This is a genomic window from Salmonella sp. 32020114201800008SM (assembly GCF_017572025.1).
Taxonomy (GTDB): domain Bacteria; phylum Pseudomonadota; class Gammaproteobacteria; order Enterobacterales; family Enterobacteriaceae; genus Salmonella; species Salmonella enterica.
The window spans coordinates 630,817-652,956 of sequence record NZ_JAGEQM010000001.1 but is presented as its reverse complement, the minus strand read 5'-3'; the positions used below and the strand labels follow the sequence as shown (position 1 = coordinate 652,956).

The window sequence follows — 22,140 nt, the reverse complement described above, 5'->3', positions numbered from 1 at the left end:
TTGTTTCGCTTAGCGATCCTTTCGCCATGCGTCAGCGGTCAGCGCCTCGCCAAAATGGCCTGCGATTAAACGGCGGGTAAGCTCATGTAGCGGAGAGGCGAGCACATCGGCGGTGCTGCCGCGTTCAACCACTTCCCCCTGATGCATCACTAATACCTGATCGCTAATATGCTTCATCATGCCGATATGCTGCGTGACATAGATATAGGAGATGCCTTGCTTTTCCTGCAATTCAAGCATCAGATTGATGAGCTGCGAGCGCATGGACATATCAAGCGAAGCCAGCGCTTCGTCCGCGATAATGACTTTAGGGCGTAAAATCAGCGCGCGGGCCAGGCCCAGACGCTGTTTCTGCCCCGGCGCCAGCATATGCGGGTAGTAGCTTACGTGATCGGGCAATAGCCCCACCATACGCATCGTCTCGACAATCTGTTTGCGCCGCTGTTCCGGCTCCAGATCGGTATTAAGGCGCAGGGGGAAGTCAAGGATCTGCGAAATACGTTGACGTGGATTCAGTGACGTTGAGGGGTCCTGAAAAATCATTCGAATACGTTGGCTTCGAAACGAATAGTCGCCGTAATGCAGGGGATGATCGTCAATAAGAAGCTCGCCGCTGGTGGGTTCAATCATGCCGGCCAGCATCTTCGCCAGCGTGGATTTGCCGGAACCGTTTTCGCCGATAATGGCCAGGGTCTGACGCTCACGAAGCGTAAAGCTTAATGGTTTCACGGCGTCGACGGTCTGGCGACGAAACCATCCTGTCCGGTAGCGAAAGGTTTTACTCAGGTTGCGCACTTCAAGCAGAGTTTCCACCATATCACTCTCTCTCCATATTCAGCGGAAAATGACAGGCATAGAGATGATTTTTCGCGCCGGTTAAGCGTGGCGTGATAATGCATTCTCGTTGCGCGTAAGGGCAGCGTGGCCCCAGACGACAACCTATCGGTAACTGCTCCAGTAGCGGGATCGCGCCTGGCAGCGTATTCAGACGGCTTTTATGCGGCATCGCGCTGCCAAAATCCGGAATCGCGCGGATAAGCGCCTGCGTATAAGGATGATGTGGCGTCGTCACCAGATCTTTACTTGGCGCGGTTTCTACCGTCTGGCCGCAGTATAAAACGTTGATTTTATCAGCCCACTGACTCAGCATTTGCAGGTCGTGGCTAATCAACAGAATGGTGGTATTACTGTTTTGATTCAGTCGGGTCAGCAGGCGAAAAATTTGCGCCTGCGTCGTTGGTTCCATTGAGTTGGTGGGTTCATCAGCGATCAGGAGTCGCGGTTGATTCGCCAGCGCGATAGCGATCATAACTTTCTGACACTCACCATCGGTCAGTTCATAGGGAAAACTGCGCATCGCGTCTTTATGATCTTTAATTCCCACCCGGTGCAGTAATTCAATTGCACGCCGTTTACGCCAGCCTAAACGCTGCCACCAGCGGCCTTTATAGGTCCAGGCGGGAATATTTTGCATTAACTGGCGGCCGACGCGTTCGGAAGGATCAAGGCACGACTGCGGCTCCTGGAAGATCATCGACACATTATGTCCGACCAGCTTACGCCGTTCACGTGAGGAGAGGCGCAGCAGATCGATATCATCAAAACGCATACGGTCGGCAGTGACTCGCCAGTTGTCTTTCGCGACGCCGCAAATAGCTTTAGCAATCAAGCTCTTTCCGGAACCCGATTCACCTACCAGGCCGCGAATTTCACCTTCGCTTAATGTCATACTGACGCGATCGACCGCTTTTACCCAACCTTCGCTGGTTTTAAATTCAATGGTGAGATTGCGGATATCCAGTAACGGCATTATTCCACCCCCGCAATAATCGCACGACGAATCCCATCTCCGAGCAGGTTTACCAGTAAAACACTGAGCGTTATCGCCGCGCCGGGTAGCATAACGGTCCACGGCGCGACATAGATTAGCTCCAGCGCATCCCCCAACATGGCGCCCCATTCAGGAGAGGGAAGCTGCGCGCCGAGATCTAAAAATCCCAGCGCGGCGATGTCCAGAATCGCCATCGACAGCGCCCGGGTAATTTCGGTGACCAGACCGGCGGTAATATTCGGTAAAATGGCGAACCACAGAATATTCAGCGTTGTCGCGCCATCCAGACGGGCGGCAATGACGTACTCTTTTTCCAGTTCATCATGCACCATGCTATAGACGGAACGTACCATTCGCGGCAACAGGGCCAGCCAGACGGCAAACATCGCGTGTGACAGATGTGGGCCGGCAAATGCCACAACGATAATCGCCAGCAAGAGCGAAGGGATGGAAAGCAGCGTGTCCAGAATATGGTTCAGTACGGCAGAGCGTAAACCGTGGGTCGCGCCTGCCACTACGCCGAGGACTAATCCACATAGCGTAGCCGCCAGCGTTACGATAAACGCGCCGCCGACCGTGGGCGCCGCGCCGCTTAACAGGCGGCTCAGCACATCGCGCCCCAGATCGTCAGTCCCCAGAAAAAAGGAGACTTCGCCATAGCGTGACCAGGAGGGTGGCAGTAGCTGATAGCCCAGAAATTGCTGATCGATACCATAGGGCGCGATCCAGCCGCCAAAAATACACAGCAACGCCAGACCGGCGCATCCATACAGACCCACCATCGCAGGCGCGTCGCTATAAAATTTACGCCAGGCAGTGCGCAGGGTGCCTGGCGGGCGCTTTTCGCTGTATACGCTATCGTAAGGCATACCATTCCTTATGTTTCAGAGGGTTAGCCATAGCACCCAAAATATCGGAAATCACATTGACCACAATAACCAGCGAGCCAATGACCATCACGCCAGCGGAAATAGCGGCATAGTCCTGCTGACGAATAGCGTGAATTAACCATCGTCCCAGCCCTGGCCAGCTGAAAACCATTTCGGTAATCATCGCCAGCGTTAACATGGTTGAAAACTGCAGACCAAGACGGGGAATGACCGGCGGCAGCGCATTATGCAACACGTGACGGCGTAAAATCGTAAAGCGCGATAAGCCGCGCGTGGCCGCCGCTTTAACGTAGTTCTGATCGTAGACCTCAATAGTGCTGATTCGCATCAGGCGGATCACTTCTGTGGTCGGCGCGACGGAGAGCGTGAGCACCGGTAAAACCATATGCCGTATGGCGCTCATCACCATTTCATCACGCCATGGCGAATCTGAAATCCAGGCGTCAATGATGGCGAAACCGGTAACCGGTTTAACTTCATAAAGCAGGTCAAATCGCCCGGATACCGGCAGCCACCCCAGCGTGAGCGAAAAGAACAGTGTGAGCAGAAGCGCCAGCCAGAAAACCGGAATTGAGAAACCTAATAGTGCCAGCGCGCTGATAAAACGATCCGGCCATTTGCTACGCGTCACGCCCGCCAGCATCCCGACCGGGATGCCGACCATCAGCGCAAAACCAAAGGCGAGAATGCACAGCTCCATCGTGGCGGGAAACACCTCTTTAAGCTGTTCGGAGATCAGCTGGCCGTTAATGCTGGACACGCCAAAGTCCCAGTGCAGCAGACCGTTGAACCAGAAAACCCAGGCATTCCATAATGATGCGCCTTGTAGCGGCGCATGCGGCGTAAAATAGCTCAGGCTAAAGCCGATAAAGGTCAGGAAGAAGAGCGTCACCAGCAACAGCAATAACCGACGCAGGGTGAAGATAATCATGGTTTTTTCACCTCTTCGTGTTTTTCGCGGGAGACGCCGGCAAAAGACGCATTGCCGAACGGGCTTAACACCAGCCCTTTAATATCGTAGCGGTAAGCCTGCAGGCGTAGTGATGATGCCAGCGGCAGTATCGGCAGCTCTTTCTCCAGGATATTCTGCGCTTCCTCATACGCTTCTATGCGCGAAGCCAACTGCTGCGACGACAGTGCCTTACGCAGCACGCTGTCAAATTCAGGGTTACACCAGTGGGCGAAATTGGTTTGCGAATTGATGGCCGCACAGCTTAACAGCGGTCTGAAAAAGCTATCCGGATCGTTGCTGTCCGTGGCCCAGCCGGATAAGGTCAGATCGTGATTCATATCCATCAGGCGCGCCTCCTGAAAACGACCTTCAACCGGCACAATGACCACTTTTACGCCAACCTGCGCCATATCCGCCTGAATAAGCTCCGCCGTTTTTAGCGGACTTGGGTTCCAGGCCTGAGAACTGGTCGGCACCCAGAGATGCAGCGTAAGATTCTCAATGCCCAGCGCTTTTAGCTGTTCGCGCGATTTTTCCGGATTGTACTCCGTAATTTTGGCATCGTTATCGTAAGCCCATGAGGCTCTCGGTAAAATGGAGGCTGCGGTTTCCGCCGTGCCGTAATAAATCGACTGCATCAGACGCTGGTTGTTGATCGATAAGGCCAGCGCATGGCGCACTGCGGGATTATTCAACGGCGGCTTATCGGTGTTAAAGGCCAGATAGGCGATATTCATCCCCGGGCGCAACGTCAGGCGCAAACGCGGATCGTCGCGTAAAATAGTTAGCTGGCTGGCGGCGGGCCAGGCCAGAACATCGCATTCACCGGTCAGTAATTTCGATAAACGCCCGGTACCGCCGGAGCCTAAATCCACTACCACTTGCGGCATCAGCGGTTTGCCGCGCCAAAACCCATCGTGGCGCTGGAGACGAATAAACTGTCCGGCACGGTACTCCGAAAGCTGGAAAGGCCCGGTGCCGACCGGTTGGCGGTCTAGCAGTTCCTGACGATCTTTTCGGCTAAGCTGCGCGGCGTACTCAGCGGACATGACGGAAGCGTAGTGTGTAGCCAGATGCCATAAAAAGGAGGCGTCTGGCTGCGTCAGGCGAAACTCAACGGTGTTATTGTCCAGCTTACGCACGCTTTTTACATTGTCGGCGAACTGTAGGCTATCAAAGTAGGGGAAGCTACTGCCGTTGATGTTATGCCACGGATGCCGACGATCAAAAATCCGCTGAAAGGTAAAGACGACATCATCAGCATTGAGTTTTCGGGTCGGCGTAAACCAGGCTGTTTTTTGAAAGGAAACGTCGCGGCGCAGGTGAAAACGGTACGTTGCCCCGTTATCCAGCACTTCCCAGCTTTCTGCCAGCTCTGGGACTAAACGATAAGTATAGGGATCGACATCCAACAGGCGATCATATAACTGGGCGGCCAGGGTATCGACGATGAGGCCGCTGCTCGCTTTTTGCGGATTAAAAGTGTTGACCTGCCCGCTGACACAATACACAAAGCCGCTATCGCGAATATCTGCACTCGCAGTTTGTTCGGGCGCAGTCGCAGCCGTAGCCTGACTACTTAGTAGACCCGCTATCACGATCAGAGACGATAAAACCAGGCGCATAATAGTTAAGTTTTTGAAGTTCAATTTGCAAAGTGTATCGCACTTCGGCCCGCCACGTAAAAATGTCGGTGGATAACTGGCGTAAATGTCGTCAATTAGCCGGAGAAATAGCTAAAGCTGATGCTTTTTAAGCAAGGCGCGAAACTGGTGGTAGGTGAGCGCCAGCAAATCGGCGGCTCGTTTCTGGTTAAACTTCGCCTGCTGTAAGCTACGTTGCAGCAGCGCTTTTTCCTGTTGCAGTTGAAACTCACGTAATTTGAGCGGCAGGTCAGGCGTGACGGATGCCGCTGGCAGGGCGGGCGCGGGCGGTTCAGCGGGATGGCGTTGAAAAGGATCGATAACAATTTCATCCAAAGGTTGTTCACTACTGCCGTGGCGATACACTGAACGTTCGACTACGTTTTTCAGCTCGCGGACATTACCTGGCCAGGCGTAATGCAACAACGTTTCTTTTGCCCGATCGGTAAAACCGGGAAATAAGGGCAGACGTAGCTCACGACACATCTGAATAGCAAAGTGCTCGGCCATCAGCATAATATCGCTCTGGCGTTCGCGCAGCGGCGGCAGTTGTACAACATCAAAAGCCAGCCTGTCGAGCAGATCGGCACGAAATGTCCCTTCCTTCACCATGGCGGGTAAATCGGCATTAGTGGCGCATACTAATCGCACATTAACCTGTAACGGCTGGCTGCCGCCGACGCGCTCTAGCTCGCCATATTCAATCACCCGCAGCAGCTTTTCCTGTACCAGCATCGGCGCTGTCGCCAGTTCATCCAAAAACAGCGTGCCGCCATCGGCGCGTTCAAAGCGACCGGGATGGCGTTTTTGCGCCCCGGTAAAAGCACCCGCTTCATGACCAAACAGTTCGGAGTCCAGCAGGTTTTCGTTAAGCGCCGCGCAGTTAAGCGAGATAAGCGGCCCCTGCCAGCGTGAAGAGAGATAGTGCAGGCGATTGGCGATAAGTTCTTTACCCGTCCCGCGTTCGCCAATAATCAGCACTGGCTTATCCAGCGGCGCGAGCCGGGAGACTTGTTCCAGTACTTCAAGAAAACGGTTTGCCTCGCCGAGCAGGTTATCTTTAAATTCAGCCATGATGAAAATCGCCACTTGTTAGTGTTTTTCACCACTTTATCCTTTTTTGCTGGCGAGGTAAAACGAAACAATTTCTTTATTATCAGTGACATGAAAAGTTGGCACGCAAATTGTATTAATCATGTAGCAGGGCATCGCCCGTTATCAGAACATTATGTGAGGATTGAATTATGGGTATTTTTTCTCGTTTTGCCGACATCGTGAACGCCAATATCAATGCGTTGTTGGAAAAAGCGGAAGATCCGCAGAAGCTGGTGCGCCTGATGATTCAGGAGATGGAAGATACGCTGGTGGAGGTTCGCTCGAACTCCGCGCGAGCTTTAGCGGAAAAGAAACAGTTATCCCGTCGTATTGAACAGGCTACGGCTCAGCAGATCGAGTGGCAGGAAAAAGCGGAACTGGCCCTGCGCAAAGATAAAGACGATCTGGCGCGCGCCGCATTGATTGAAAAACAAAAGCTGACCGATTTAATTGCTACGCTTGAACAGGAAGTCACGCTGGTGGATGACACGCTGGCGCGCATGAAGAAAGAGATTGGCGAGCTGGAAAACAAACTCAGCGAAACACGCGCTCGCCAGCAGGCGCTGATGCTGCGTCATCAGGCGGCGAGTTCTTCCCGCGATGTCCGTCGTCAGCTTGACAGCGGCAAACTGGATGAAGCCATGGCGCGGTTTGAATCCTTTGAACGTCGTATCGATCAAATGGAAGCGGAAGCGGAAAGTCATCGTTTTGGTAAGCAGCAATCGCTGGACCAACAGTTTGCCAACCTGAAAGCCGATGATGAAATCAGCGAGCAGCTTGCGCAGTTGAAAGCCAAAATGAAGCAAGATAATCAATAATGACAATGGCGGCGCCGATACGCGCCGTCGCTCATCAGCTTTAGGTGTAAGGAGAACGCATGAGCGCGCTATTTCTGGCCATCCCGTTAACCATTTTTGTGTTGTTTGTGTTACCGATTTGGCTGTGGCTGCATTACAGCAACCGCGCCGGTCGGGGAGAACTGTCGCAAAGCGAGCAGCAACGCTTACTGCAACTCACAGACGATGCGCAACGTATGCGCGAGCGCATTCAGGCGCTGGAAGACATTCTTGATGCAGAGCATCCGAACTGGAGAGAGCGCTAATGGGTGGAATCAATCTGAATAAAAAACTATGGCGTATGCCGCAAAAGGGCATGGTGCGTGGCGTTTGCGCCGGGATCGCCGACTACCTTGATGTACCGGTAAAACTGGTGCGTATTCTGGTCGTGCTGTCGATTTTCTTTGGGCTGGCGTTTTTTACCGTAGTGGCCTATATCGTTCTGTCTTTTGTACTGGACCCTATGCCGGATAATCTGGCCGCAGGCAAACCGCAGCCGACCAGCGGCGAACTGCTGGATACCGTAGACAGAGAGCTTGCCGCAGGCGAAAAGCGTTTGCGAGAAATGGAACGCTACGTCACGTCAGATACGTTCACACTGCGTAGTCGTTTCCGTCAACTGTAACTGATATATCGGGAAGGTGAAGATGAATACTCGCTGGCAACGCGCCGGGCAGAAGGTGAAGCCCGGCTTCAAAATAGCAGGTAAGCTGGTTCTGTTGACCGCGTTACGCTACGGGCCTGCCGGCGTGGCGGGATGGGCGGTAAAATCCGTCGCCCGTCGTCCGCTAAAAATGTTGCTGGCGTTTGCGCTGGAGCCAGTACTTCGTAAGGCGGCGAATAAAATTTCGCAGCGTTACAAATAGCGAGTCTGGTCATAATATTTCGTTAAGCTCTGGCGTATAGTGTGTGCGAAATACATTACGTGTCAGGACGGAAGTATGTTGAAAAAAGGAATATTTGCGTTAGCGTTATTCGTAGCCATGCCGCTTTATGCCGCAGAATACTGGATAGATGTCCGCATTCCGGAACAATATCAGCGTGAGCATATTCAGGGCGCGATTAATATCCCATTGAAGGAGATTAAATCTCATATCGAAACGGTAGTTCCAGACAGGAACGATACGGTAAAGTTATATTGCAACTCCGGACGACAGTCGGGCATGGCAAAACAAATGTTGCTTGATATGGGGTATACGCACGCGATGAATATGGGCGGCATCAGTCGTCTTGATATGCCGAAAGTAAAAAAATAGATAATCTATTGCTCAATACTCATACTAACCGCGGCGCTTAATGCGCCGTTGTTGATCTCTCCGGGTAGTTGATAATAACGTTTTTGCACATATCTATAACGCAGGCTCGTTATTATTTTTTCTTCTCTTCAGGCTCAACAGGATGTCAATGAAGCGACTTAAAACTGAACTCAACGCGCTGGTCAATCGTGGGGTAGACAGGCATTTGCGTCTTGCCGTAACCGGGTTGAGCCGCAGCGGTAAAACAGCGTTTATCACGGCGATGGTTAACCAGTTGCTTAATGTCCACGCGGGCGCGCGCTTACCGTTGCTCAGCGCGGTACGTGAAGAACGCCTGCTTGGCGTAAAGCGCGTGCCTCAACGTGATTTTGGTATTCCCCGTTTTACCTACGACGAGGGGATACTTCAGCTTTATGGCAATCCTCCCGCATGGCCCACACCGACGCGCGGCGTCAGTGAGATTCGGCTGGCGTTGCGCTATCGCTCCAACGACTCGCTGCTGCGCCATTTTAAAGATACCTCGACATTGTATCTGGAGATTGTGGACTATCCAGGGGAATGGTTACTCGATCTGCCCATGCTGGCTCAGGATTATTTAAGCTGGTCCCGTCAGATGAACGGCTTGTTACAAGGGCAACGCGCTGAGTGGGCCGCAAAATGGCGGCAACTTTGCGACGGGCTCGATCCGCTGGCGCCCGCCGATGAAAATCGGCTGGCGGAGATTGCCGCCGCCTGGACGGATTATTTGCATCAGTGTAAATCGCAGGGATTGCATTTTATTCAACCTGGACGGTTTGTTTTGCCGGGCGATATGGCGGGCGCGCCAGCGTTGCAGTTTTTCCCGTGGCCGGATGTGGACGCCTTCGGCGAGTCAAAACTGGCGCAGGCGGATAAGCAGACCAACGCTGGAATGCTGCGCGAACGCTTTAACTACTATTGCGAAAAAGTGGTCAAAGGGTTCTACAAAAATCATTTTCTACGCTTTGATCGCCAGATTGTGCTGGTCGACTGTCTGCAACCGCTTAATAGCGGGCCGCAGGCGTTTAATGATATGCGTCTCGCTTTAACGCAGCTGATGCAAAGTTTTCACTATGGCCAGCGGACTCTGTTTCGCCGCTTGTTTTCGCCGGTGATTGATAAATTGCTGTTCGCCGCGACGAAAGCCGACCATGTCACCCTCGACCAACATGCCAATATGGTGGCCTTGCTCCAGCAGCTTATTCAGGATGCCTGGCAAAATGCCGCGTTTGAAGGCATTAGTATGGATTGCCTGGGGCTGGCGTCGGTACAGGCGACCACCAGCGGCGTGATTGAGGTCAACGGTGAAAAAATCCCGGCTTTACGTGGAAACCGTTTGAGTGACGGCGCGCCGTTAACCGTGTACCCCGGCGAAGTGCCTTCGCGTTTGCCGGGGCAAGCGTTTTGGGATAGTCAGGGTTTTCAGTTCGAAGCCTTTCGTCCGCAGGTGATGGATGTTGATAAACCGTTACCGCATATTCGTCTGGACACTGCGCTGGAGTTTTTAATAGGAGATAAGCTGCGATGAGCGAACCGTTAAAACCGCGTATTGATTTTGCAGAACCGCTAAAGGAGGAGTCTACGTCGGCCTTCAAAGCGCAGCAAACTTTCAGCGAAGCGGAGTCGCGTACATTTGCGCCTGCGGCTATCGATGAGCCCCCGGAAGACGAAGGCGCGGCAGAAGCGGCGGTCGATGCCGCGCTGCGCCCCAAACGCAGCCTGTGGCGTAAAATGGTGATGGGAGGGCTGGCGCTGTTTGGCGTGAGCGTGGTCGGGCAAGGCGTACAGTGGACAATGAATGCCTGGCAAACTCAGGACTGGGTCGCTTTAGGCGGCTGTGCCGCAGGCGCGCTGATCGTTGGCGCTGGCGTGGGATCGGTGGTCACGGAGTGGCGGCGATTATGGCGCTTGCGCCAGCGGGCGCATGAACGCGATGAAGCGCGTGAACTGTTACATAGCCATAGCGTCGGGAAAGGTCGCGCATTTTGCGAAAAACTGGCGCAGCAGGCGGGGATTGATCAATCACATCCGGCATTACAACGTTGGTATGCCGCTATTCACGAAACGCAAAACGACAGGGAAATCGTCGGCTTGTATGCGCATCTGGTACAGCCGGTACTTGACGCGCAGGCGCGACGTGAGATTAGCCGTTTCGCCGCGGAATCGACTCTGATGATCGCCGTCAGCCCGTTAGCGTTGGTGGATATGGCGTTTATTGCCTGGCGTAATTTACGCCTGATTAACCGCATCGCAACGCTGTATGGCATTGAACTTGGTTATTACAGCCGCCTTCGTCTGTTCCGTCTGGTGTTGCTGAATATCGCGTTTGCGGGAGCCAGTGAGCTGGTGCGTGAAGTCGGTATGGACTGGATGTCTCAGGATCTGGCCGCACGCTTGTCCACGCGTGCGGCGCAGGGGATTGGCGCAGGTCTCCTTACCGCTCGACTGGGAATAAAAGCGATGGAGCTATGTCGACCATTGCCGTGGATCGATAACGATAAACCACGTCTCGGTGATTTTCGTCGTCAGCTTATCGGTCAGCTAAAAGAGACGCTGCAAAAGAGTAAGTCGTCGCCTGAGAAATGACCTTTCACATGGCGCTGACGGCCTGGCTTTACGCCGCAGCGCCCGTTTTTCCGCCATGCTGTCAATATTTGTTGACAGAATCCTTCCTGCCAGCCGAATAGTGGCTTATCATCTATTTAATGGTTCATTATTCAGGTGAAGGTTCCCATGCGTCTGGAAGTCTTTTGTGAAGACCGACTTGGTCTGACCCGCGAATTACTTGATTTACTGGTGTTACGTAGCATTGATTTACGCGGAATCGAGATTGATCCCATTGGGCGAATTTATCTTAATTTTGCTGAGCTGGAATTCACCGACTTTAGCAGCCTGATGGCCGAAATCCGCCGTATTTCCGGCGTAACGGATGTCCGTACCGTTCCCTGGATGCCGTCCGAACGTGAACATCTGGCCCTGAGCGCGCTGCTTGAGGCGTTGCCGGAGCCGGTGCTCTCATTGGATATGAAGAGTAAAGTGGAGATGGCGAACCCGGCGAGTTGTCAGCTTTTTGCCCAGAGCCAGGAGCGAATGCGGCACCATACCGCCGCACAATTAATCAACGGCTTCAATTTTCAGCGCTGGCTGGACGGTAACCCGCAAAGCTCCCATAACGAACATGTCGTGATCAACGGGCAAAACTTCCTGATGGAGATTACGCCGGTACATTTACAAAACGAAAATGACGAATACGTGTTGACCGGGGCGGTAGTGATGTTGCGTTCCACGATTCGTATGGGGCAGCAGCTACAGAATTTGTCCACGCAGGATCTGAGCGCGTTTAGTCAGATTATTGCCGTGAGCGCAAAGATGAAGCACGTCGTTGAGCAGGCGCGCAAACTGGCGATGCTCAGCGCGCCGCTGCTGATTACCGGCGATACGGGAACCGGCAAAGATCTTTTCGCCTATGCCTGTCACCAGGCAAGCCCTCGTTCAGCGAAACCGTATCTGGCGCTCAACTGCGCTTCAATCCCGGAAGATGCGGTAGAAAGCGAACTATTTGGCCATGCGCCGGAAGGTAAAAAAGGTTTCTTTGAACAGGCGAATGGCGGTTCGGTGCTGCTGGATGAAATTGGCGAAATGTCGCCGCGTATGCAGGCGAAGCTGCTGCGTTTTCTCAACGATGGTACGTTCCGTCGCGTCGGCGAAGATCACGAAATTCATGTTGATGTCCGCGTTATCTGCGCCACGCAGAAAAATCTGGTGGAGCTGGTGCAAAAAGGACTGTTCCGCGAAGATCTCTATTATCGACTTAACGTTCTGACGCTTAATTTGCCGCCGTTGCGCGATTGTCCGCAGGATATTATGCCGTTGACCGAACTGTTCGTGGCGCGTTTTGCCGACGAACAGGGCGTTCCGCGACCGAAACTGTCTGCCGATCTGAGTACGGTCCTCACTCGTTACGGCTGGCCGGGTAACGTTCGCCAGCTTAAAAATGCGATTTACCGGGCGCTGACGCAACTGGAAGGGTATGAGCTGCGTCCGCAGGATATCCTGCTGCCTGACTACGATGCCGCGACGGTGGCAGTCGGCGAGGATGCGATGGAAGGCTCGCTGGATGACATTACCAGTCGTTTTGAACGTTCTGTCCTGACCCAGCTTTATCGTAGCTATCCGAGTACGCGTAAACTGGCGAAACGGTTGGGGGTATCGCACACCGCGATTGCCAATAAGCTGCGTGAATATGGTCTGAGCCAGAAGAAGGGTGAAGAGTAGAAAAAAAGAAGGCCTCCGGATAGAGGCCTTCTTGTGACAAAAGAGCACCGCCTGTAGCACTGACAAACGTAGCGCCAGCAGTCGCTGGCTTATGCCTTCAGGACATTAAGCGCGGCGTCGTAATCCGGCTCGTGGGTGATTTCATCCACCAACTGGCTGAAAATAACGTTGTCGTTTTCGTCAAGCACGATGACTGCGCGCGCCGCCAAACCTTTCAGCGGGCCGTCAACGATTTCGACGCCGTAGTTTTTCAGAAACTCGTTATTACGCAGAGTGGAAAGCGTAATAACGTTGCTCAGGCCTTCCGCGCCGCAAAAACGCGACTGTGCAAAAGGCAGGTCAGCAGAAACGCACAATACGACGGTATTCTCCACTTCTGTGGCCAGTTGATTAAACTTACGAACTGATGCGGCGCATACGCCAGTATCAATGCTTGGGAAAATATTCAGCACTTTGCGTTTGCCTGCATATTGGCTGAGGGAAACGTCAGACAAATCTTTTGCGACAAGAGTAAAAGCCTGTGCTTTGCTACCAGCCTGCGGAATAACGTTGGCAACGGTGACCGGGTTACCCTGGAAATGTACAGTCTGTGACATAATTATGTTCCTATTTACTTATAGTTAACATCGAAATCCAGTTTAAGTCATTATTCATTAACACGGCAAATACTATTTGTAGCAAGCCGCGTCCGGCGCTATCAGAGGGGAAGAGATGAGATCTGTTAAGGTATATGAGGAAACCTGGCCGTTACATACGCCTTTTGTTATTGCGCGTGGTAGCCGAAGCGAAGCGCATGTTGTCGTTGTCGAACTGGAAGAAGAGGGCGTAAAAGGCATCGGGGAATGTACGCCATATCCACGTTATGGTGAAAGTGATGCCTCGGTCATGGCGCAAATCATGAGTATTGTGCCTCAGTTGGAAAACGGGCTGACTCGCGAAGCATTGCAGAAACTGTTGCCGGCAGGCGCGGCGCGCAACGCGGTGGATAGCGCCTTATGGGATTTGCAGGCCCGCCAGCAGCAGCAAAGCCTTGCCGGGCTGCTCGGCGTGACGCTGGCCCCGGTTTTTACTACCGCGCAAACGGTAGTGATAGGCACGCCGGAACAGATGGCAGCCAGTGCGGCGGCACTATGGGAAAAAGGGGCGACGTTGCTGAAAATTAAACTCGATGCTCGTCTGATTAGCGAACGTATGGTGGCGATCCGCTCGGCGGTGCCGGAGGCGACGCTCATTGTGGACGCCAATGAATCGTGGCGTCCGGAGGGGCTGGCGGCGCGTTGCCAGTTACTGGCGGATCTGAATGTCGCGATGCTGGAGCAACCGCTGCCCGCGCAGGATGACGCCGCCCTGGAAAATTTTATTCATCCGTTGCCCATCTGTGCAGATGAGAGCTGCCATACTCGCAGTAGTCTGAAAGCCCTGACGGGGCGCTACGATATGATCAACATTAAGCTGGATAAAACCGGCGGTCTGACTGAGGCGCTGGCGCTGGCAACGGAGGCGCGGGAGCAAGGATTCGGCCTGATGCTGGGCTGTATGCTCTGTACATCAAGAGCGATTAGCGCCGCGCTGCCGCTTATGCCGCAGGTGAGCTTCGCCGATCTTGATGGCCCAACATGGCTGGCGGTTGATGTTGAGCCCGCGCTACGCTTTACGACGGGTCAACTCCATCTTTAGGATGCCAGCGAAGCAGATTCGACATCGCCAGCAAGTATTTTTCGCTGGCTTCATCGGCGGAAACAGGGGGAAACTCGGCGGTAATGCAGTGCAGGTTGAGGTCGGCGCACCAGCTGCCAAACGAACCGGGCGTTTCGTAACCTACGCTGGTCACCAGCGGCAACGCAAAAGCATCGGCCAGCCACTCGCCTAGCTCGCTGCGACGTGGATCTTCAATGCAGGCTAGCGGATCGTGAAAAGAGACGACCCAGGCGGGTTGGAGTCGATGAATTAACTGGCAAAGCGCCTGGGTTTCCGGTTCTGAGCCGGGATGGTCGCCGGTTAGCAGCACGACATCACGCTCTTGCGCGCGGCTATTCCAGCGATAAACTGTCTCACCCGCTTTCCAGTTGGCGGCGGGAAAGTTACGGTTTAGATCAATGCCATTCGCATTTGCCCTTAACCCCAGTTGACAGCCATCAGGATTAACGGCAAGTACGACATGATGACGGCGAAGGGTTGGATTTAAGGTGCGTAACGCACAGGAGAGCGTCACCACGGATGAGGTTTCATCCCCGTGGGTGCCAGCCAGTATCAGACCGCTTTCGCGATTGGCGGCAGGCGCCGGAAACCAGATTAGCGGCGCGCCTAGTAGCGAACGTCCATAATGTTCAGTGCCTGGCGGAAATGCGCCGCGCTCGGCACGGGGGCGGGTGACAGTCATACGCGTTTCCCGAAGCTGAGACCAGTAGGGTAATCATCGTAGTGTTGTGTAAAACCCGCCGATTATCAAATGGTTTCTATTTACCCTCTTGTATGGCGCGATATCAACTTTCTGGCGGAAGATAATTGCATTTCTTTCTGCTGAAACAAATAATTACGTTGTCATTTAACTCATCTTTGAGGAACTTCTATGAGGCATTCTGTTTCAGTAACCTGTTGTGCGCTGTTGGTTAGCAGCTTTTCCCTGGCATATGCTGCGGATGTTCCCGGCGGAACGGTACTGGCAGAGAAACAAGAACTGGTGCGTCATATCAAAGATGAGCCCGCTTCGTTAGATCCAGCGAAAGCCGTTGGGCTGCCTGAAATTCAGGTGATCCGCGATCTGTTTGAAGGGCTGGTTAACCAGAACGAAAAGGGTGAAATTATCCCTGGCGTCGCCAGCCAGTGGAAGAGCAATGATAATCGTATCTGGACGTTTACGTTGCGGGATGATGCGCAATGGGCCGATGGAACGCCGGTGACCGCCCAGGATTTTGTCTATAGCTGGCAACGCCTGGTTGATCCCAAAACGCTTTCCCCCTTCGCCTGGTTTGCCGCTCTGGCTGGCATCACTAATGCGCAAGCCATTATCGACGGTAAAGTCACGCCGGATCAGCTTGGCGTCAGTGCCGTGGACGCGCACACTTTGCGTGTTCAGCTTGACAAGCCGTTGCCCTGGTTTGCCAGTCTGACCGCCAGTTTTGCCTTTTATCCGGTCCAAAAAGCGAATGTTGAAAGCGGCAAAGACTGGATGAAGCCGGGAAAACTGATTGGCAATGGCGCGTATGTGCTTAAAGAGCGCGTGGTAAATGAAAAACTGGTGGTCGTGCCTAATACGCATTACTGGGATAACGCGAAAACGGTACTGCAAAAAGTGACATTTTTACCCATTAACCAGGAGTCGGCTGCGACGAAACGTTATCTTGCCGGTGATATTGATATCACCGAATCTTTCCCTAAAAATATGTACCAGAAATTATTGAAGGATATTCCAGGGCAAGTTTATACGCCGCCGCAATTAGGGACTTATTATTATGCGTTTAATACGCAGAAAGGGCCGACGGCGGATTCCCGCGTTCGTCTGGCGCTAAGTATGACCATTGATCGCCGTTTGATGGCGGAAAAAGTCTTAGGTACCGGTGAAAAACCGGCCTGGCATTTTACACCGGATGTCACGGCAGGATTTAAGCCCGATCCTTCACCGTTTGAACAAATGAGCCAGGAAGAACTTAACGCCCAGGCGAAAACATTGCTGCGTGCAGCAGGCTACGGATCGCAGAAGCCGCTTAAATTAACTCTGCTTTACAATACCTCAGAAAACCATCAGAAAATCGCGATTGCGGTGGCGTCAATGTGGAAGAAAAATCTGGGGGTGGATGTGAAATTGCAAAACCAGGAGTGGAAAACGTATATCGACAGCCGGAATACCGGTAATTTTGATGTTATTCGCGCCTCCTGGGTGGGTGATTACAACGAACCGTCGACTTTCTTATCCTTATTAACGTCCACGCATACGGGGAATATTTCACGCTTTACTAATCCGACTTATGACAAAATCCTGACGCAAGCGACGATGGAAAATACCGCCGAAGCGCGTAACGCGGATTACAATGCAGCGGAGAAAATTTTAACGGAACAAGCGCCTATAGCGCCTATTTATCAGTATACCAATGGCCGGTTAATTAAACCGTGGGTAAAGGGATACCCCATTACTAACCCGGAAGATGTGGCCTATAGCCGTACAATGTATATCGTGAAGCACTGATGCGTACTGGTTTCTTGTTAACTCAAGGTAGCCAAGCCCGCCGCCTGATGCTGGCAGAAGGCATGGGGATTAAGCGAGCGCCTGATGCCGCCGTTCTCATTGCTGTGTTTTCAGCCAGGCGGCAATATCCTGTGTCGGCAGATGATGTTGTGCATTCCAGGTGTCACTCATCGGCCACCACATACCGTCACCACGCGCGAAGGCGACGCGATAGCGCAGCATTGGATCATGCGGATGTAAACGGAGCTGCTCCTGTAAGTCAGGTAGCGTCAATACGCCTCGGGTAAAGGTTTGCTGCGTCACGCGTTCGACCGTTTCCGCCAGTTTTGCATAAGAGGTCGTTTCCCCCGCGACAAAGACGACTTCGTTAGTGATACGCGGCTGATGCAGATAAATTTCAGTGGTCAGGCGACCAATATCCGCAGGCGACGTGACGGTGACCTGCATTTCCCATCCGCCGAGGGCATTGATGGTTTTTTTGGCTAAGTTGACCACACCAAAGGCTGGTTCGAAGAGAAAAGAGGTAAATATACCAGTTGAAACAATCACCCACTCTGTGACGTTTTGCTCGCGCAAAAGCGTCCTGACGTCATACTGTTCGTCCCACACCGGCTGGCCACTGCCTTTGCCGACCACATCGTAATTCACGCCAAACTGCCAGGGGAAATAGCGCTTAACGCCCGCCTCCAGTACCGCGCGGGTGATTTTTATCTGGGTACCCGCACCGGCGACAAACCCCATACAATTGATGATCGTATCAAAACCGTGGAATTGATCTTTTAACGCTGCAACCGAACTGCCTGCGATGTCGACCGGGATAAACCGCGCACCGGCATCTGCCAGTTGTTGATGAATGCTGGAACGTCGTTTGCTCTGTTTATCCCTGGATCGCCCTGACACAATAACGCTAACGGAACCATTACGCTGTGTGACCGCCGGAACCAACGACGCCAGCACTGACGCCCCCAGTTGTCCCGCACCCAGCACCAATACTTTTTCACCCACCTGATTATTGGATTGTTTCATTTGCACCTCTCTGTGTTGATTCACCTGTAGATAGAGATTACGGCAGGGTTCTGCGTTCGATAAGACGCCGAAGACGGGTTAGACTGTTCTGATAAATGGGATAATTGGCGGGGGGAAAATGGACAAGCTGGAAGCGATGCAGGTCTATGTTTGCGTGGTGGATACCCATAGTTTTATCAGAGCCGCCGAAGTGCTGGGCGTGCCGCGCTCAACGGTATCGCGGGTGGTTAAAGAACTGGAATCCTGGCTTAAGATTCAGCTTTTGCAACGTACAACCCGCAAACTTAGCGTGACCGCAGAGGGGCGGCGTTACTACGAAGAGTGCAAAAGAGTACTGGCAGATATCGCGGCCATGGAGTCGTCATTTCCCGGCCGGGCGGCACAACCCAAAGGGCGTTTTAAAGTGGGGATGCCGCAATCTCTCGCCCGGCATTGCATTATTCCCATGCTCCCGGCCTTTTTGCGCCAGTATCCGGAGCTGGAGCTGATACTTTGTTCCAGCGATAGCGTGGAGGATATTATCCTGCAAGGGTATGACTGCGTGATTCGGGCCGGCAGAATCGATGATTCCACCACGCTGGTTGCCCGTCCACTTGCCAGCTTTAACTGGGTGATAGCAGCATCGCCCACTTACATTGAGCGTTACGGTAGCCCTGAAAATTTAGATGATCTGCAAAAACACCATGCGGTCGGCTACCTGAACCACCGCACCGGGCGTACCACCGACTGGTTTTTTACGCGTGAAGGGAAGGATTACGCGATACGGGTGCAGGAGACGCTGGTTGTCGATGATACGGACGCTTATATTCAGGCCGGAATACAGGGACTGGGGTTAATTCGCGTCGCCAGCTATCTGGTTGCGCCGTATCTGCACAGCGGGGCGCTGGTGACCTGCATGGACAACCATTCTTACGATTTGCCGCTTGCGCTGGTCTATCCGCAAAACAGGTTTCTGCCGCCTGCGGTACGCGCTTTTTATGACTGGTGCAAAACGGCGCTGAGCCAGCCGGAGCCTCTTCGCTAAAAAATATTATTCCGGATATCGCATTGCCTGTTCAGAAAACTTTTTCACAGACGGTCAAAATGACGGTACTGGTTTTTGACGCATAAGTAAAAGGCATTATCAAACAGGTGCTACACGGCGAGGATATAGCAAGCACGGAACGTTTGGATGCAATAAAAAATCTGTACAACTGTTATTAATGAACTTTTTGTATAAATATAATCGGATTTAACAATACTCATTGTACCTGTATTTTGCTCTTATCATGGCGTCTTTACGACGAAAGGGTGCTTTAGCGTGGAATATTCAATATTAAGTAACAACCTTAAAATGCCTATGGTGGGTTTTGGCGTTTTTAAGGTAACCGACAAAGAAGAATGTCAGCAGTCAGTGTTAAGCGCTATTCGCAGCGGTTATCGTCTTATCGATACCGCTGCGGTATACGGCAATGAAGATGCCGTTGGTGACGCTGTTCGTAAAGCCATCGCGACAGGTCTGTGTACCCGTGAGGAGTTATTTATTACTTCTAAACTGTGGGTGCAAGATATGGCTAACTACGATCTGGCCAAAGCAGGTATTGAAGCGTCGCTGAAAAAATCCGGGTTAGATTATTTTGATCTCTATTTATTGCATCAGGCAATGGGCGATTATTTTAGTGCGTGGCGCGCGCTGGAAGACGCTTATGAAGCCGGTAAACTAAAAGCCATTGGCGTGTCCAACTTCTATGCGCATGTGTTAGCCAACTTCTGTGAAACCGTCAGAATTACGCCAATGGTAAACCAGGTCGAATTGCATCCATACTTTGCACAACCCGCCGCGCTGGAAACCATGAAGCATTATAACGTTCAGCCTGAAGCGTGGGCGCCGTTAGGCGGCGGGAGACATAAACCGTATGAAAATGTCATGCTTCAAAGGATTGCCGATGCCCATCAAAAAACCATCGCGCAGGTTGTCCTGCGTTGGAACGTGCAGCGTGGCGTCACGGTTATTCCTAAATCCACTCGACAAGAACGTATTGAAGAGAACTTTGCTATCTGGGATTTCTCACTAACGGATAACGAAATGGCTCAAATCAACGCCCTTGATTTAGGCTACGTTGGCGAAGCGGTGAAGCATTTTAATCCTGAATTTGTTCGCGGTTGTCTTGGCGTTAAAATCCACGATTGATCCCGGCGCTTGCGGATGTTTTCTCGCATGAACAGCTTCTAACACGGTTGCCGGAGCGTAGACGGCAACCATATGATATTCGCCTGGCCGTCAGGCGCCGAAGGCACCATCGATGGTGTGCATCGCACCGGTGACGAAAGAGGCTTCCGGACCGGCAAGCCATGCCACCATTCCAGCCACTTCTTCAGGTCTTCCGTGTCGTTTGATCGCCATGAAACTGTGCATCAGCTCTTTCATTGGGCCATTTTCCGGATTGATGTCGGTATCAATGGGGCCTGGCTGCACTACATTTATTGTAATCCCGCGGGGGCCAAAATCACGGGCTAAGCCGCGCGCCAGCCCTTGTAGGGCTGATTTACTGGCGGCGTACGCGGCCATTCCCGGTACGGGCATCCGATCGCCATTCACGGAACCGATAATAATAATGCGTCCACCTTCCGGCATGTGGCGGGCTGCTTCGACTGACGCATGGTAAGGCGCATGGATATTAATGCGGAACAAACGATCTATCGCATCGCTATCTTGTTCCAGCGCATCGCCGAAGAGAGCCACGCCCGCATTGACGACCAGAATATCCAGCGGTCCGTACTCACGCACGAGGCTGATGACGGCATCACGATCGGCGCTATCCGTCTGAATGGCGGTGCTTCCGGTTTCCGCTGCCAGTTTTTCGGCAGCTTCACGCGATCCGGCGTAGCTGAAAACGACCGATGCGCCGTCAGCGCTAAAGCGTCGTACAATAGCCGCGCCGATACCACGACTTCCCCCTAAAACCAGTACAGATTTGTTGCGAAATAGCGTCATCAGGATGTCCTTTATGATATTGTAGTAACCACTACAATATGCGTACTGAAATCATGCCGTCAAGGAGTTATGTAGTAATGACTACAAAACATAGCCGAACGCCGGGTCGCCCTCGCCAGTTCGATCCGGAGCAAGCCATTGAAACCGCTCAACACTTATTTCATTCGCGCGGCTACGACGCGGTGAGCGTAGCGGATCTGACAAAAGCGTTCGGGATCAATCCTCCCAGTTTCTATGCGGCGTTTGGCAGCAAGCTGGGGCTGTATACTCGCGTATTAAAGCGTTACAGGATGACCGACGCGATTCCGCTCGGGGCGCTTTTGCGTCACGATCGCCCGACCGCGAAGTGCCTTATCGATGTGCTGATGGAAGCGGCAAGACGTTACGCTGCCGATCCTGATGCCACTGGGTGTCTGGTTCTGGAGGGCGCTCATTGTAACGATAAACCGGCACGAGAGGCCGCCTGCGAGTTTTACATCGCTGCTGAAAACCTGATTCGCACTTATGTCGCCATGCGGTATCCGCAAGAGGCTGACCGGACGACGGACTTTATGGGGACGCTAATGGCGGGACTTTCCGCCAAGGCGCGAGCGGGGTATGGCCTGGAGCGTCTTCAGGAGAGCGTGCTTCTGGCTGGGGATGTGCTGGAGCGATTACTGCCGGATTAACGCAGCGCATCAAAAAACCTGAGCCAGTCAGATACGGGCAAACAGGGAGCAATAGCCCTAATCATCCATCTTGCCGTTGCGGTATTCGGTAAAGTACATCAAAAATAGAGGTGTCAGGGAAACGAGAAATGCAAAAATGTAGTCTTATTACGGTACTTAGCTTATCAGTGTTGATGCTAGCCGGATGTACAACGACCTATACCATGACGACCCGGACGGGAGAGATTATTGAAACGCAGGGTAAGCCGGAGGTTGACACCGCAACCGGAATGACGAAATACGCTGATGCTTATGGTTATCATCGCGTTATTAAAACCAGTGAAATAGTGCAGACGACAGAAGGCGCATCGAAGCTGGACTGGTAATGCGCTAAAGCAGTTGAGAGGCCGTGTCCAGTATGGGTACCGGACTGTTTCTGGGCCTGAATTGAATAGAGCGCCTGTATAGCCGAATTCCGGGTCTCGGCTTGATTTGTGTCGTCAGTTATTTGGTT

The 22,140-nt window shown here is 52.7% G+C and carries 24 protein-coding genes; 14 read left to right on the top strand and 10 right to left on the bottom strand.

Annotated elements, in window-relative coordinates; all coding sequences use genetic code 11:
* Window positions 1–9: 9 nt before the first annotated feature.
* From sapF to pspF, 6 genes are all read right to left on the bottom strand, one after another.
* On the bottom strand, window positions 10–816 hold the full coding sequence (gene sapF / locus J4613_RS03270) for a peptide ABC transporter ATP-binding protein SapF (protein WP_000230462.1): 807 nt from the start codon (window positions 814–816) through the stop codon (window positions 10–12).
* A gap of 1 nt (window position 817) precedes the next feature.
* Window positions 818–1,810, bottom strand: coding sequence for a peptide ABC transporter ATP-binding protein SapD (gene sapD, locus J4613_RS03265; RefSeq protein WP_001128869.1), 993 nt, complete (start codon window positions 1,808–1,810; stop codon window positions 818–820).
* Window positions 1,810–2,700, bottom strand: a complete 891-nt coding sequence (sapC, locus tag J4613_RS03260; RefSeq protein WP_001146150.1) for a peptide ABC transporter permease SapC — start codon at window positions 2,698–2,700, stop codon at window positions 1,810–1,812. The genes sapD and sapC overlap by 1 nt, the downstream gene beginning before the upstream one ends.
* Complete coding sequence (gene sapB / locus J4613_RS03255; protein WP_000583298.1) at window positions 2,687–3,652, bottom strand: peptide ABC transporter permease SapB; 966 nt, start codon at window positions 3,650–3,652, stop codon at window positions 2,687–2,689. The genes sapC and sapB overlap by 14 nt, the downstream gene beginning before the upstream one ends.
* Window positions 3,649–5,298 (bottom strand): peptide ABC transporter substrate-binding protein SapA, encoded by a 1,650-nt coding sequence (gene sapA, locus J4613_RS03250; RefSeq protein WP_001241628.1) that lies wholly within the window; start codon window positions 5,296–5,298, stop codon window positions 3,649–3,651. Before sapA ends, sapB begins: the two co-directional genes overlap by 4 nt.
* A 111-nt stretch (window positions 5,299–5,409) precedes the next feature.
* Entirely contained in the window at window positions 5,410–6,390 is a 981-nt protein-coding gene (pspF, locus tag J4613_RS03245; protein WP_001738297.1) for a phage shock protein operon transcriptional activator, read from the bottom strand.
* A gap of 170 nt (window positions 6,391–6,560) precedes the next feature.
* Between pspF and pspA the strand changes: the two genes are divergently transcribed.
* The 8 genes from pspA (at window position 6,561) to tyrR (ending at window position 12,796) form a co-directional block, all read left to right on the top strand.
* Entirely contained in the window at window positions 6,561–7,229 is a 669-nt protein-coding gene (gene pspA, locus J4613_RS03240; RefSeq protein ID WP_000510996.1) for a phage shock protein PspA, read from the top strand.
* Window positions 7,230–7,288: 59 nt separating this feature from the next.
* A complete protein-coding gene (gene pspB, locus J4613_RS03235) occupies window positions 7,289–7,513 on the top strand; it encodes an envelope stress response membrane protein PspB (RefSeq protein WP_001274953.1) in 225 nt (74 codons plus the stop codon).
* Window positions 7,513–7,872 carry an envelope stress response membrane protein PspC gene (pspC, locus tag J4613_RS03230; protein WP_000508938.1) on the top strand — a complete coding sequence of 120 codons (360 nt, stop codon included), beginning with the start codon at window positions 7,513–7,515 and terminating at the stop codon, window positions 7,870–7,872. Before pspB ends, pspC begins: the two co-directional genes overlap by 1 nt.
* A 22-nt stretch (window positions 7,873–7,894) precedes the next feature.
* The gene (pspD, locus tag J4613_RS03225; RefSeq protein WP_001097607.1) at window positions 7,895–8,113 is read left to right on the top strand and encodes a phage shock protein PspD; all 219 of its coding nucleotides are present in this window, start codon (window positions 7,895–7,897) and stop codon (window positions 8,111–8,113) included.
* A gap of 75 nt (window positions 8,114–8,188) precedes the next feature.
* Window positions 8,189–8,503 (top strand): thiosulfate sulfurtransferase PspE, encoded by a 315-nt coding sequence (gene pspE / locus J4613_RS03220; protein ID WP_000913432.1) that lies wholly within the window; start codon window positions 8,189–8,191, stop codon window positions 8,501–8,503.
* A gap of 148 nt (window positions 8,504–8,651) precedes the next feature.
* Entirely contained in the window at window positions 8,652–10,049 is a 1,398-nt protein-coding gene (locus J4613_RS03215; RefSeq protein WP_023244932.1) for a YcjX family protein, read from the top strand.
* Window positions 10,046–11,107 carry a TIGR01620 family protein gene (locus tag J4613_RS03210; protein ID WP_001294479.1) on the top strand — a complete coding sequence of 354 codons (1,062 nt, stop codon included), beginning with the start codon at window positions 10,046–10,048 and terminating at the stop codon, window positions 11,105–11,107. Before J4613_RS03215 ends, J4613_RS03210 begins: the two co-directional genes overlap by 4 nt.
* 147 nt (window positions 11,108–11,254) lie before the next feature.
* Window positions 11,255–12,796 carry a transcriptional regulator TyrR gene (gene tyrR, locus J4613_RS03205; protein WP_001235493.1) on the top strand — a complete coding sequence of 514 codons (1,542 nt, stop codon included), beginning with the start codon at window positions 11,255–11,257 and terminating at the stop codon, window positions 12,794–12,796.
* Window positions 12,797–12,885: 89 nt separating this feature from the next.
* Here the strand turns inward: tyrR and tpx are convergent, their stop codons facing one another.
* On the bottom strand, window positions 12,886–13,392 hold the full coding sequence (gene tpx / locus J4613_RS03200; protein WP_000084401.1) for a thiol peroxidase: 507 nt from the start codon (window positions 13,390–13,392) through the stop codon (window positions 12,886–12,888).
* Window positions 13,393–13,507: 115 nt separating this feature from the next.
* Here tpx and ycjG point away from each other — a divergent pair, with 115 nt between their 5' ends.
* The gene (gene ycjG, locus J4613_RS03195; protein ID WP_001258067.1) at window positions 13,508–14,473 is read left to right on the top strand and encodes an L-Ala-D/L-Glu epimerase; all 966 of its coding nucleotides are present in this window, start codon (window positions 13,508–13,510) and stop codon (window positions 14,471–14,473) included.
* Here the strand turns inward: ycjG and mpaA are convergent.
* Window positions 14,448–15,176, bottom strand: a complete 729-nt coding sequence (gene mpaA, locus J4613_RS03190; RefSeq protein ID WP_000219108.1) for a murein tripeptide amidase MpaA — start codon at window positions 15,174–15,176, stop codon at window positions 14,448–14,450. The genes ycjG and mpaA overlap by 26 nt on opposite strands.
* Before the next feature lie 189 nt (window positions 15,177–15,365).
* Between mpaA and J4613_RS03185 the strand changes: the two genes are divergently transcribed.
* Complete coding sequence (locus tag J4613_RS03185) at window positions 15,366–16,979, top strand: peptide ABC transporter substrate-binding protein (protein ID WP_001216553.1); 1,614 nt, start codon at window positions 15,366–15,368, stop codon at window positions 16,977–16,979.
* Between the two features lie 96 nt (window positions 16,980–17,075).
* Here J4613_RS03185 and J4613_RS03180 read toward each other — a convergent pair whose 3' ends face one another.
* On the bottom strand, window positions 17,076–18,005 hold the full coding sequence (locus tag J4613_RS03180; RefSeq protein ID WP_000814362.1) for an aromatic alcohol reductase: 930 nt from the start codon (window positions 18,003–18,005) through the stop codon (window positions 17,076–17,078).
* 118 nt (window positions 18,006–18,123) lie between these two features.
* Between J4613_RS03180 and J4613_RS03175 the strand changes: the two genes are divergently transcribed.
* Both J4613_RS03175 and J4613_RS03170 read left to right on the top strand, forming a co-directional pair.
* Window positions 18,124–19,029 (top strand): LysR family transcriptional regulator, encoded by a 906-nt coding sequence (locus tag J4613_RS03175; protein ID WP_111742338.1) that lies wholly within the window; start codon window positions 18,124–18,126, stop codon window positions 19,027–19,029.
* 276 nt (window positions 19,030–19,305) lie between these two features.
* Window positions 19,306–20,175: an aldo/keto reductase gene (locus J4613_RS03170; RefSeq protein ID WP_000456780.1), complete on the top strand. Its 870-nt coding sequence runs from the start codon at window positions 19,306–19,308 to the stop codon at window positions 20,173–20,175.
* Between the two features lie 90 nt (window positions 20,176–20,265).
* Here J4613_RS03170 and bdcA read toward each other — a convergent pair whose 3' ends face one another.
* Window positions 20,266–20,979: an SDR family oxidoreductase gene (gene bdcA, locus J4613_RS03165; RefSeq protein ID WP_000171959.1), complete on the bottom strand. Its 714-nt coding sequence runs from the start codon at window positions 20,977–20,979 to the stop codon at window positions 20,266–20,268.
* A 77-nt stretch (window positions 20,980–21,056) separates the two neighbouring features.
* Between bdcA and J4613_RS03160 the strand changes: the two genes are divergently transcribed.
* Both J4613_RS03160 and J4613_RS03155 read left to right on the top strand, forming a co-directional pair.
* A complete protein-coding gene (locus J4613_RS03160) occupies window positions 21,057–21,647 on the top strand; it encodes a TetR/AcrR family transcriptional regulator (protein WP_000208473.1) in 591 nt (196 codons plus the stop codon).
* 128 nt (window positions 21,648–21,775) lie between these two features.
* Window positions 21,776–22,012 (top strand): YgdI/YgdR family lipoprotein, encoded by a 237-nt coding sequence (locus tag J4613_RS03155; RefSeq protein WP_001168016.1) that lies wholly within the window; start codon window positions 21,776–21,778, stop codon window positions 22,010–22,012.
* Window positions 22,013–22,140: the final 128 nt, after the last annotated feature.